General features: G+C 38.1%; 3 protein-coding genes and 1 pseudogene. All 4 read right to left on the minus strand.

Annotated features, from left to right (window positions below):
• Positions 1 to 22: 22 nt before the first annotated feature.
• Positions 23 to 1,332: pseudogene (locus BN200_RS02015) on the minus strand (Ppx/GppA phosphatase family protein).
• A gap of 899 nt (positions 1,333 to 2,231) precedes the next feature.
• Complete coding sequence (locus BN200_RS02020; RefSeq protein ID WP_019220752.1) at positions 2,232 to 2,804, minus strand: invasion associated locus B family protein; 573 nt, start codon at positions 2,802 to 2,804, stop codon at positions 2,232 to 2,234.
• Between the two features lie 15 nt (positions 2,805 to 2,819).
• Positions 2,820 to 11,180, minus strand: a complete 8,361-nt coding sequence (locus BN200_RS02025; RefSeq protein WP_019220753.1) for a Vomp family autotransporter — start codon at positions 11,178 to 11,180, stop codon at positions 2,820 to 2,822.
• An 832-nt stretch (positions 11,181 to 12,012) separates the two neighbouring features.
• A partial coding sequence (locus BN200_RS02030) for a Vomp family autotransporter (RefSeq protein ID WP_019220754.1) occupies positions 12,013 to 14,451 on the minus strand: 2,439 nt, incomplete at its 5' end.

Raw genomic sequence — 14,451 nt, forward strand, 5'->3', positions numbered from 1 at the left:
GTCTCCACAATCCAATAACTTGCTAATGCTTGAAACTTCTCCTTTTCCTAGAATGGCGCCATACTCCATCGTTTAACATCAGCTCTATCAAAATTCCTTCTCTCAATCCACGGTCAGCAACTCTTAAACGTTGACTGGGCCAAACTTCTCGAATAACGTCTAAAATCGCACATCCCGCTACAATTAAATCTGCTCTCTCTCGCCCAATGCAAGGATTGGCACCACGTTTTTTTATGTCCCATGACAATAGGCGCTGCATCATAAGAGTAATGTCTACGTCCTTCATCCAAATGCCATCAATTTTCTTCCGATCGTAACGCTCCAAATTAAGATGCATTCCTGCTAAGGCCGTAATCGTTCCTGAAGTTCCTAAAAGATGAAACTTCGAGCCTTGTGCGAGAGTTCCCAATTTATAACGATCTGAAAAATTATTTAAAAAACCTCGCACATAGTTTTTCATCTTTTCAAAATCATTTAAACTAATATCACGACCTCCAAAACGTTCAGCAAGTGTAACAACACCAACAGGAAGAGAAGTCCAAGCTATAATCTGTTCAGCTAAATGCAAAGAACGCTTTTTGGAAACATCAAGGAGCACAATTTCCGATGATCCTCCTCCAATATCAAAAAGTACAATTGCATCAGTATTTGGCTCAACAAGCGTACCACACCCAGAAACAGCAAAACGTGCTTCTGTTTCTCGATCAACAATTTCTAATTTAAGACCAGTCTCGTCCAAAACGCGTTGAATAAAATGTCTCCCATTTTTTGCTGAACGACAAGCTTCCGTTGCAACCAATCGATAACGCTCAATATGCCTTTGTTTTAACTTTAAATGACAAATTTTTAACGCTTCAATCGCCCGGTCCATAGCTTGTGTATTCAGAAAACCGTTATTTACCAAACCTTCTCCCAATCGTACAATGCGTGAAAAAGCATCAACAACGTGAAAACACCCGGGATTACTAGGAGACGCGATAAGAAGACGACAATTATTTGTCCCCAAATCAAGAGCCGCATAAAGAGGTGAGGATTTTGATTGAGAAAAACGTGGAAAAAAAAAGGCTTTTTGACTTTTTGTTTTTTTGATATCTCCAATCACTCGACCTCGAAATTCACGAGTTGTGTCTGATCGAATAAGTGATTGTTTTTGTTTCAAACGTCTTTTTTTCGTTTTTTCTTTATATCAACGGAAACAGGGCAGGCTCCTATTTGTAAAAATGTAGAATGATTATTTTGCTTATCACCATGATGACCCAATAATCGCTCTGTTTTTGTATCGCACTCTTTTCCTTGCTTTGAATCTTTTAAACCATAATCTAACGGGGTCATTCTTTCTTATCCCTTAAGCGTTTTCCCCCAACTAAACAAACGCGAGAACTCTTCCTCTACTCATTGACTAGAGCTAAAGTAACACTGCAGCATCAAATTACCATTTTTAATATTTTCTATGGTAGCATCACTCAAGCTTCTGAAAAACACATTGATTATTGAAAAAATAAAAACTTTTCGCAACAGCATCTTTTTCTTTATAAACTTGGAATTCTCAATTAATCGTTTACGCTGACATTCATTTTGTGGACTATCAGCTCTCTTTGTATCATTCTTATTAATGTAAGTGTGCTTCTCGGAGATACTCTCGTAAAAAAGATTGCGAATATATTCACTATAGATAATAAGAAAAAAGATTTTAGAGTATTTTCTTTGAAATTGCTCTCCTTTAGAATAAATGAATCTATACTCTAAGGATTTTTTTAAGCATTGTTATCTTTATATTCGTATCATAAAAATATTATAAAATGTCTTGCTATAAATTATGATATCATCATCAAAAATATTGCAGTACTTCAATTGATATCTCTTACTGTTAAATAATATTTTCCTAAAAATACGTATAAAACTTGCAAAAATTTGACTTCTTTCTTATCCCCCAAAAGCCAATGTTATCTTTTATTGTATTCAGTTTTAAACTGGTTATTCTCAATGAATTTTTACTGGTAACAACTAACACCCTTCACTCTATAAGCTCTGTGAAAAAACTTTAAGTAATTTTCTATTACAGAAAAACAGCTTATGGTGGACTCTGCATTTATAAAATGTGCTCTCGTTTGAATCAATTATCTCTCTACCATATTGATATAAAATTCTCACTTATTGCATTTTCATTTAAATCTAAAAATATAAGGCAACAATTATGAAAAAATAATCCTGCTAAAAGCTGTCTAGGTAGTTTATCTTTGTAGAGAATTAATTGCTGCACTTAACCCTTTAAATGGCAAAGTAAAAGAGAGTATTTTTCCCTCTTTAACCTTATAGGAAATACGTACTTCTTTGTTTTGCTCTATTTGTTTGCTCAGAAGTGGTCCTACAGGCGATTGTGCCAAACAGATCTCTTCATTACATTGCGTATAACGAATGAGAACAGGCTTTTTAATGCCCTCCAAAAACATTCGAATAGGGCTATTTGTATCAGCATTGGGTAATGTTCGAAAAAGCATTATTGCTTGACCATTTTTCGTAGAAACAAGAGACCAACTAAAAATAGTATTATCCTCCTTATCATGGACAGTCTGCGTCACATTACATATGCCTTGCTTAAATTTTTGTTTTTCATCACAAATCAAAGTCCAATGATAAAACTGCATAATGATGCGACGTGTTTCACCAGGTTCTCCCTTAGGAATAGATAAATGCGGTGGTTGCACCGTATAAACACTATTGGTCTCACTAGCAAAACTTTCTCCCTTGCCCAATAAGGCAAGGAAGAACAGAATAGTTATCAAAATATTTCGTTTTTTTCTCATAATATCAGTTTCTTATCACTTTAATCTAAAAGTAATCCCTGCACCTACTCCCCAGTGACCTCCAGCACTTGTGATAGATAAATTAGAACGAATATTTCCATCTTCCGATGTATAACCAGCACCAACAGCAAATGCAGACTGACTACGCCATATACCCGTACCAAATGAAAAACTTAAAGATCCTGGTATATCATAGTAACGTAAGTTAGATACTGCCAAACCAATAGCCGCTGCCTGTCTTGCTTCTTTCCGCACATCCTCAACAGCATAACTTAACGTCTCAAACTTCATATCTGTATAAGCTTTGGACTCATTAACGCCATTGTTGACAATATCATTGACATGCTCATCCGTATATTTCTTCGCATCATCAAGAACTAGCTTCATCTGTTGGTCTGTGTAATCATGCAATTGACCTCCATTAATCGCTTCTTTCGAACCACTTTCAATCCGACCATCCGCTACATTGTCTATCAAGACAGGATCACTTTCATTCCCACCAACTAACGTGATTTTATTCGTCTTCTTACCAGCCTCATCCTTATCATAGTTAACAGCACCATTCGTGACCGCACTTTCAACATCCTTCACATGTTGATCTATACTCTCTACACGGTTTTCAACTGCCGCTACTTTCTGGTTCGTCTCCCAAAGCTGTCCTCCATTCACTGCTTCTTTCGAGCCCTCTGATACTTGACCATCCGCTACATGCGTAATCTTACTGTCTACGCCATTGTGACGACCATCATAGCCTCCTACTTCCTCATTCCAAGTTAAGCTGTTCGACGAAACATTCTGGGCAACGTTATTAAGACGATCGTTGATACCAGAAAGACTTCCGTTAACGCCTTCAAACGCAGCCCCAACATTATCATAGCCCTTCGTCTCATCAGAACTACCATCACTCTTGAACTGCGAAACTTGGAATTTAGGAGGTGTCCATTGACCTCCCTGATAGCTCGCTCCACCTCCCAAATAAGTCGCTAAAGTCTGATTTAACTGATACAACTGGTTACCCGTGATGGCTTCTGTCGAACCTGAAGAAATTTCTCCATCAACAAGGTGCGTAAGCTTGCTATTGTGCTTCTCTGACCCTTTACCATGAAGCGCTACAAACGCTTCCTCTGCATCACTCCACAACAAGGCATTCTGCTCAATGTTGTCTGAAAGTTCATGATGAAGCTTCGTGAAAGAATTATTCACACCTGCAAAGGCTGCCGCAACATTATCATAACTCGTCTCTTCAGAACTTCCATCCTCTTTAAAGCTCACTATCTTGAAGTTTGGAGCTGTCCATTCACCATTTTCATACTTCGCACCTCCACCTAAATAGCTCGCTAATGTCTGATTCAAGGAATAAAGTTGAGAACCATTCACTGCTTCTGTTGACTCTGTTGAAAGGGTGGCTGCTTTTACACCTGAGAGACTACGAACTGCACCGTCACTATTTGCAATGGTGATTTCTGTACCGTCTTTCTCAGCACCTATCTTGATAACCTTAGTATCAGCATCTTGCTTCACAAGACTATCACTAACAACTTGGCTAATTTCATTCTTAAGCTCATTATGAAGATTGGTGAAAGACGTACCAACACTCGCAAAAGCTTCCGCTACATCATCATAGCTCTGCTCTTCAACTTTGCTACCATCTTCACTGACAGCATTCACTTTGAAGTTTGGAGCTGTCCATTCACCATTTTCATACTTAGTTCCACCACCAAAATATGTCGCAAGCGTTTGATTCAAGGAATAAAGTTGAGAACCATTCACTGCTTCTGTTGACGCTGCTGAAACTTCACCATCTTGAAGATGCTTGATCTTACTATTTGTCTTAGCATCTCCTGTACCATGAAGTGCAACAAAGCCTTGTTCTTCTTCATTCCATAATAAAGAATTATCAGAAATACCTTGCGAAACTTCTTTAATACGCTGGTTAACATTCTTGATATTCGTATCAAGACCTGCAAACGCAGAACCAACATCTTTAAACTCAACCTGATTAGCCTCACCCTTTTCATCAACTTTCGATAAACTATAAGTTGGTCCTGTAAAGACACCTTCTTTAAAGACTGCTTCACCACCTAAGAATTTTGCCAAATCCTGAGAGAGTGTATTAATTTGACCACCCGTAACCGCATCATGTGATCCATTGGTAATCTTACCATCGGCAACATTATGAAGTGCAACTGGGCTGGTATTCTTCCCTTTACCCAAAGTTACATTCGTATAATCAGTATCACCATTTTCCTTCTTATCGTAAAGAACAACAGCGGAATCATCTGACTGAAGCTTATTAGAAAGATCTTTCAAACCTTTATCAAATTGCTCTTTATTAACTGCTTCATTATCATTTACTGCTGCCTTCACACCAGAAAGGGTGCGATCTGATTTATCTTTGTTGGCAATATTAACTTCACTTCCAGCTACTTCTTTACCAATAGTGATCAGATCTGTTTCTTTTTCTTGCTTCACAAGACTATCGCTTACTACTTGGCTAATTTGATTATTCACTTCATCATGAACATCTGTAATAGTATTGCTAATGCCTGCAAATGCATCCGCAACATTGTGATAAGTCTTCTCTTCAGCATCACCATCCTTATTGAACTGCTTAACTTTGAAGTCTGGTGACATCCATACACCATTCTCATATTTAGTACCTCCGCCTAAATAGGTCGAAATTGTATTATTCAAAGAATAGAGTTGGTTACCCGTAATAGCATCCGTAGAACCAGAAGCAATATTTCCATCGGCAATGTTGTGAAGACCCGTGGGGATTTTATCTTTACCACCAAAAGTGACACTCGCATAATTAATAGTACCATTTTCATCATCTGTTTTATCGTAATGAACAACAGCGGAATCTTCTGACTGAAGATGATTAATCTGGTTGGTAATCTCATTAGTAATTTTATTCTGAACATTTGTAAAAGAAGTACCAACTCCTGCTAAAGCATCCGCTACATTCTCATAAGTCTCATTTTTTTCCTTACCTTCAGCGTTAACTGTGTTAACCTTAAAAGTAGGAGCTTTCCATTCTCCCTCTTCATTATAACCAGATCCACCACCTAAATAGCTCGCAAAGCTATTGCTCATAGAGTAAAGCTGGGAACCATTGACAGCATCGGTTGATTTTGTTGAAAGCTCACCGGCTTTAACTCCAGAAAGGGTCCGTTCTGTACCATCAGTGTTGGCAAAACTTACTTGAGTACCACTCTTTTCACCACCAACCGATATGACATGTGTCTTTTTATCTTGCTTAACAAGACTGTCTCCTACAACTTGGTTAATTTGCTCGTTCACCTCATTATGAATATTCGTGAAAGATTGATTCACACCTTCAAAAGCTTCAGCAACAGTTTTATATTCCTGCTCTGTTCCCTTGCCATTATCATCGAATTTCTTAACCTTAAAAGTAGGAGCTTTCCATTCTCCATTTTCATTATAGCTAGCTCCACCACCTAAATAGCTCGCAAGGGTATTGCTCATAGAGTAAAGCTGAGAACCATTGACAGCATCGGTTGATTTTGTTGAAAGCTCACCGGCTTTAACTCCAGAAAGGGTCCGTTCTGTACCATCAGTGTTGGCAAAACTTACTTGAGTACCATTCGTTTCACCACCAACCGATATGACATGTGTCTTGTCATTTTGTTTAACAAGACTGTCTCCTACAACTTGGTTAATTTGCTCGTTCACTTCATTGTGAATATTCGTGAAAGATTGATTCACACCTTCAAAAGCTTCAGCAACAGTTTTATATTCTTGCTCTGTTTCTTTGCCAGTTTTATCATCGAACTTCTTAACCTTAAAGGTAGGAGCGCTCCATTTTCCTTTCTCATCATAGCCAGATCCACCACCTAAATAGCTCGCAAGTTGTTCGTTCATCGAATAAAGTTGTTTACCTGTAACTGCATCTGTTGAATCCGCAGTAATGTCTCCAGCTTGAAGGTGTGTAATCTTGCGATCTGCCTTTTCATCACCTTCACCATGTTGCGCACTAAAGGCTTTGTCAGTCTTGCTCCACAATAAAGCATCGCCTTGAACGTGTTGTGTAACATTTGTTATGTTTTCAGTCAGTTCATTAAACTTATTCGTTATATTATTATTTACTTCATTGATATTCGTATCAAGTTGAGCTTTGTTAACAGCTTCATTATCATTTACTGCTGCCTTAACTCCAGAAAGCGTACGGTCTACTTTATCTTTGTTAGCGATATTAACTTCACTTCCAGCTACTTCTTTACCAATAGTAATTGGATCTGTTTCTTTTTCCTGCTTCACAAGATTATCACTGACCACTTGAGTGATCTCATTATTAATCTCATTGTGAATACTCGTGAAAGAATTATTTATACCTTCAAAAGCATCTGCAACATTGTGATAGGTCTGTTCTTCAACATCACCATCCTTGTTGAACTTCTTGACTTTGAAGTCTGGTGCCTTCCACACACCATTCTCATACTTCGTACCTCCACCTAAATAGGTCGAAATTGTACTGTTCAGAGAATAAAGCTGACCACCCGTAACAGCATCCGTTGAACCAGAAGCAATATTTCCGTCCAAAATATGAGTAATTTTGCTAGCTTTTCTTTCCTGATCTTCTCCATGTTGAGCACTAAAGGCTTTATCCGTTTTACTCCATAATAAAGAATCCTGTGCAACTCCTTGAGACACTTCTTTAATCCGATCATTCACATTCTTGATATTTGTATCAAGCCCTGCAAAAGCTAATTCAACACCTTGATAAGAACTCTTGGTTACTTTTCCATCTTTAGCAACGTCAGATAATTTATAGGTTGGTTCTGTAAGAACACCGTTTTTAAAGGATGATGCACCACCCAAGAATTTTGCTATATCTTCACCGATTTTATTAATCTGCTGACCATTGATTGCATCATGCGATTCCGAAGAAATAGCACCATCAGCAACATTGTGGAGAGTTGTGAGGGTTTTCTCTTTACCACCAAAAGTGACACTCGCATAATTAATAGTACCATTTTCATCATCTGTTTTATCGTAATGAACAACAGCGGAATCTTCTGACTGAAGATCCTTAGAAAGACCCTTTAAGCTGTCTTCGAGTTGTTTCTTATTAACAGCTTCATTGTCATTCTTCGCCTCTTTTACACCAGAAAGGGTTCGTAACTCACCTTTTATGTTGGCAATATTGATCTCAGTACCTTCTACTTCTGCACCAATAGTGATGTGTTTCGTTCCAGCATCTTGTTTCACAAAGCTACTGGCTGCAACTTGTTCTTTGACCTCTTTTTCAACAGTCTTCAGTTGTGAAAAATTCACCGCATCGGTTTCATCAGTACCCTCTAATACTCCTGTTATCTTCTTACCAGAAGCATTGATACCAGTAGTGGTGATTTGTGGACCACTCGTAATTTTCAAGCCCGTAGCATCTAAAGTATTGGTGCCTGCTGTTACGCTCTCCAGCGTAATGTTCTTTGCCAAATCAAATTTTACCTTATTGTCTTCTTTACCTTTGCTAATTTCAAGATTTTTACTTCCAGTTGCCAAATCTATCGAGTCGTCTATACCAACAACTTTATCATTTTTACCATTAACAGACAGCTTCCAACCTTTGTTCACGTAGTCTTGTAAGGACTTCAACTGTGCAATATTCACCGCGTCGGTATCTTGAGTACCTGCTGCTACCCCTGTAATTTGCCGCGATTGCATTCCAGAAATATCACCAACACTAACGGCACCTAACGTACTTTTCCACTCATAACTTATTTTATTTGATCCACCACCTGTCAAAGGATCATAACCAGCAATACCAGAACTAACATCAGCTACAGAATACGCTCCTATAGCAACTCCTGAATTCACCGTTGCTTTTACTTGCGAATTCATCCCCAAAGCCATAGAATTAACACCAAGTGCAGATGCCTCAGAACCTATCGCAACTGACGATTGCCCATCAGCTATAGCATCTTTAAAATCGTTGCCAGTAGTGTTAATTTTCCAGCCTTTGGCTAATTCTTTTAGCTGTGCAAAATTTACAGCGTCGGTACTTTTAGTACCGACTGCCACACCGGAGAGAATACGTGCCTTTTTATCTTTATTGGTAATATTGATTTCAGCGCCTGCCACTTCTTTACCAATGTTGATGAGGTTCGTTGTGGCATCTTTCTTAACAAGACTATCACCTTTTACATTGGTAATGGCATTATTAATCTGGTTGGTCATTTCATTTTTGATATTCGTGAAAGAACTACCAACTCCTTCAAAAGCAGCTGCTACATTATGATAAGTTTCTACTTTTTCTTTACCTTCATCAGTAACAGTTTTCACTGTAAAAGTTGGAGCGGTCCATTTTTCATTCTCGTATTTTGCTCCACCTCCAAAAGTCTTAGCTATATCTGTGGCAGTAGTTTGAAGATTAGTGACATTTTGATTTGTCATAAACAACTGCGAACCAGTAACAGCTTGATTTGAATCTTTTGAAATTTCACCATTCTTTATACCCGCAAGAATACGCGTTTCACTTTTATTGTTGGCAATATCGATTTTATCACCATCGGTATCCTTACCAATGGTGATGTATCTCGTTTTATCATCCTGTTTCACGAAGCTACTGGCGGCTACTTGCTTTTCGACTTCTTTAACTTGTTTTTCTACTTGTTCTTGGACTTCTTGCTTGGCTTTATTCAATTGTCCAAAATTCACCGCATCAGTCGCCCCAGCGCCTTCTGCTAATCCTGTTATTTTTTTACCTCCTGCATTAATACCATCGGTCATTATTTTCGGACCATTTGCAATTACTAAACCCGTGGCATCTAAGATATTCGTACCCGCTGTTACGCTCTCCAGCGTAATGTTCTTTGCTAGATCAAATTTTATATCATTGTTATCTGTACCTTTTGTAATGTTAAGGTTGCTACTTCCAGCTGCAAAATCTACTGTATCGTCTATCCCCACAACTTTAGCATTTTTACCATCAACAGACAGCTTCCAGCCTTTGTCTACATAGCTTTGTAATGACTTTAACTGCGCAATATTCACCGCATCAGTATCTGCACTCCCCGCTGCTACTCCTCCAATTTGTCGTGTTTTACTATTAGCAATATCACCAACACTAACCGCACCGTAAGTGCTTTTCCATGCAAAAGCATCATCTGTCGCCTCCTTCTGTAAAAGAGGATTATAGCCTGCAACACCAGCAACAACGTTCGCTATAGAATCCGCTCCTAAAGCGATAGCGTGATCTGCATTTGCTTTTGAATAAAGTCCTATAGAAACAGCGTCTTTTTCCGTTGCATATGCACGATGACCCACAGCAGTTGAACCATACCCCAAAGCTCTAGAAACAGAACCCAAAGCTGTTGAATAATCACCCTTGGCGGTTGTATAATCATCGTCCCCATGTTCATTCTTCTCATTATATTCAGAACCTAGTGCAACACTGCTTTTTCCCATAGCGTGAGCCATGTGCCCTATAGCCATGCTATCTTCTCTTGTCGCCTCTGCCTTATAACCAAAAGCTATAGCGTAGTTTCCCTTAACTTGTGCATTAGAACCCAAAGCTATAGATGCCACATCCTTCGTCTTAGCACGACGTCCAATAGCAATGGATTCTTCGCCTTGTGCTATCGTACGACCCTCAGGAGGGATCGGTGTATCCCCATATCTACCTTCGCCACCTATCGCAATACTGCCTTGACTTACACTATAAGCCAAATGACCTACAGCAACAGAAAATCTCCCTTCTACCTGCACACCATAACCAACAGCAACCGAATCTGATTCGTTTACTAATACATCGTAACCAATAACAACATTATCACTTTGGTAATTAGGTTTTTGCAAGACTTTCCCACGACCAATCAAAATACCTGATCCATCTGTGCTGACTGGCGGCACTTCACTAAACGGCACTCTCCTAATTAAATTATTTTGCGAGAAATCAGATACATCAATGATCGCTGTACCTTTGTTTTTATCTACAAAAGACCGTGGATTGATGAGAGATTTTTTATATTGCTCCTCTGTACCTAATGTTTCTTCTGTTAGGTTTGCGCTATCTGCCGCCGGAATATTCACTTTTGCTGCTTTCGCTGTACTCGGCACCGTAAGATTATTTGCCTTGGATAAACGAGAATCATTAAAATTTTTATGACTATCATCACCAGAAACAATCGTTTGATTCCTCCCTTGAGAATAAACCGCTGTTGCTTTCTCTATGCTTTGAAAAACCTGTTGGTCTATCATATCAATTTTTTTCGCCAACACAGGAGACACACTCGATAAAAGTGCAACCATTGCCGTTCCCAACGAAAACTTTGTCAAAAAAGATAAACATCGTGAAACAGGTGAAGCATTCAAGTCATGTTGTCTCTTTAAGGTGATAGATAATTTTTTCATAACAAACTCTCCAATGAAAAAATTTAAAAAGCATATCAAAAACATAAAAAAGACACATTTCAGTGATATAGTTTCGTTTTTAGTGATAATTAGATCAAAATTTAGTTGATCAGAGTAGGGACAGTTTGAGTCTTTGTTTTTGTTTCCTATTTGCTTTCTATAGTGGGGTCTAAATAAGAAAATTGGAAAATATGTTTATATAAACATAAAAAGGTATATTTAGACTTTAGCGGAATTGAACTTACAGTTTTTCATCTAAGCTTTAGAAAGGCCTCTTTGAGGCATTAAGGGCGATTTACTCATTATATGATTATTTACGTGATAAAATCTTTTTATAAAGAATTTGTTGTCTGTGAATTTCTTAATATTAAGAAGTGGTATTTTGTGATTTGAGTAAACAAAAAGCCGCTACATTTGATAATGCTTAAATTATTTAAAAAGATAGAATTTTGCAGCTAAGATGTTTTCTTATTCAGCTTTGATTCTTACGCATTACTCCTCCCCCCTTTGAATTTTATTATCAAAATGAGTTTTACTAATATTCTTTGTGACTCATATCCACTCTATAGTAAAATAGCAACAAAAAAATAATACTTTTCATCAATTTGAATAAAAATATATTATTTTACGTGATTATGTGATCTTTTTTCAACAAAATAAAAACAAGAATCCTATAAAAAATGAGATTTTATATAAAATTTACTATAGAGATAAAATATTCGTAATTCTTCATAAAATAGAGAAAATACAAATCTAAGATAAGTTCTGAGATAAAAATACTTAAAAGAAAAGTATAATTTCATAATTCACTTGCAATATTGGTTTCTATGTATCAATTCAGTTTTATTCTTAAGCCAGCTCCTACGCCCCAATACCCGCCAGAACTCGTCGCTGATATATTAGACCGTATCTTCCCACTTGAAGACACATAACCTGCTCCAATGGCTATCGCTGATTGATTGCGCCATAAACCAGTCCCAATCGATAAACTTAAGGAACCTGGTATCTCTTCGTAACTCAAATTCGATACTGCTAAACCTATAGCCGCTGCCTGTCTTGACTCTTTGCGAACTTCCTTAAGTTCATACCTTAACGCTTCAAACTTTATATCCGTATAAGATTTTACCTCATTTAAAACATCATCTATCGTATGATTGACAATGTTATTGAAACAATCATCCGTATATTTCTTCGCATCAGAAAGAACTAGCTTCATGTACTGGTCCGTGTAATCATGCAACTGTCCTCCATTAATGGCTTCCCTCGAGCCACTCATAATTCGACCATCCGCTACATTGTCTAGCAATACTGGATCACTTTCACTCATACCAACTAACGTGACTTTATTTATCTTATCACCCTTTTTATTCTTATCATACTTAACTGCATCATTCGTAACCGTATTTTCAATAGTCTGTACATGTCGATCAATACTCTCTACACGGCTTTCAACCTCTGAAACTTTCTTATTCGTTTGCCAAAGTTGGCTCCCATTAACCGCTTCTTTCGAGCCTGCTGAGACTTCTCCATCCCATACATGCTTAATCTTACTGTCTTGACCTTTATGACGAGCGTCAAAAGCTTTTTCTGTCTCGTTCCAATTTAAACTGTTCGACGACACATTCTGTGCAACAGAATGAATACGATTGTTGATCGTTTTCATGCTATCATTAACACCTTCAAACGCACTTGCAACATTGGTATAGCTCTTCTTGTTGTCATTATCACTCCCATCGCTCTTCAACTGCGAAACATAAAATGTGGGGGCATTCCATCTCCCTTCCTTATAGCCTGAACCGCCGCCTAAATACCTAGAAAGTGCATCGATCACTGAATAAAGCTGAGAACCATTGATTGCTTCTGTCGACCCTTCGGAAAGAAGCCCTGCTTTTACACCAGACAAACTACGTACCCCACCAGCACTGTTGGCAATACTGATTGCACTTCCCCCTCTCTCTCCACCAATCGTGATAAGCTTCGTCTGCTCATCTTGCTTCACAAGACTCTCACCCTTCACATGAGCAATCTCATTGGTAATTTTATTTTGAATATTCGTGAAAGAATTTCCAACCTCACTCAAAGCATCGGCAACATTGCTATAGCCCTTTTCTTCCGTCTTACCATCCTCACTAAACTGCTTGATCTTGAAATTGGGGGGATGCCATTTTCCATCTTTATAGCCAGCACCACCACCAAAATAGCCCCCAAGCGTGTTCTTTAACAAATAGATCTGGTTCCCCGTAATCGCATCCGTTGAAACAGCACTAATATCACCGTCTTTAAGATGCGTAATCTTACTATTTGCCCTTGTCTCCTCCTTCCCATGAAGAGCAACAAACGCTTGTGCACCCTCGTCCCATAACAAAGAATCATCACTAATGCCTTGCGAAACTTCTTGAATATGCTTGTTCACATTCTTGATATTTGTATCAAGACCTGCAAATGCCGAACCAATATTATCATGCTCTACTTGCTCTACCGTACCATGTTCAGAAATCTTCAATAATTTATAAATTGGTCCTATAAAAATACCCTCTTTAAAGACTGCATTCCCATCGAAATATTTAACTACCTGCTCGAATATTTTTGTAATTTGACTACCATTAATTGCATCGTAGGATTCTTGAGAAAGCGTACCATCAGCAACATTATGAAGTGCAACGGGCTCTTTATCTTTACCACCTAAAGTGATACTCTTATAATTAACAGTGTCATTCGACTGTTTATCGTAAAGAACTGCAAAAGAATTCGTAGACTCAATTTTCTTATTGAGTTTATCAAGCTGCGCTTTGTTAATGGCTTCATTCGCATTCTCAGCCGCCTTTACACCAGAAAGCGTTCTATCCTGTTTATCCTTGTTGGCGATATTGATTATAGTACCATCCGTTTCCTTACCAATGGTGATAAGATGACTGTCCTGCTCTTCTTTAACAAGGCTATCACTAACCACTTGGCCAATCTTATTGTTAATATTCGTAACCGCATTCGTCATTTCATTATGAATAACCTTGAAAGAATTATTCACACCACCAAATGCATCCGCAACATTATTATATGCCTGTTCAGAAGACGTACCATTATCAAAAAACTGTAAAACCTTGAAACTAGGTGCTAACCATTCTCCCTTTTCATTATATCCAGCACTACCACCTAAATAGGTCGCAAACTGCTCGTTCAAAGAATAGAGCTGACCACCTGTCACAGCATCCGTTGAACCTTTAGAAACATCACCATCTAAAAGAAACGTAATTTTACTGTTTTCTTGCGTCGA

It is taken from the genome of Bartonella senegalensis OS02, assembly GCF_000312545.1.
Taxonomy (GTDB): Bacteria; Pseudomonadota; Alphaproteobacteria; order Rhizobiales; family Rhizobiaceae; genus Bartonella; species Bartonella senegalensis.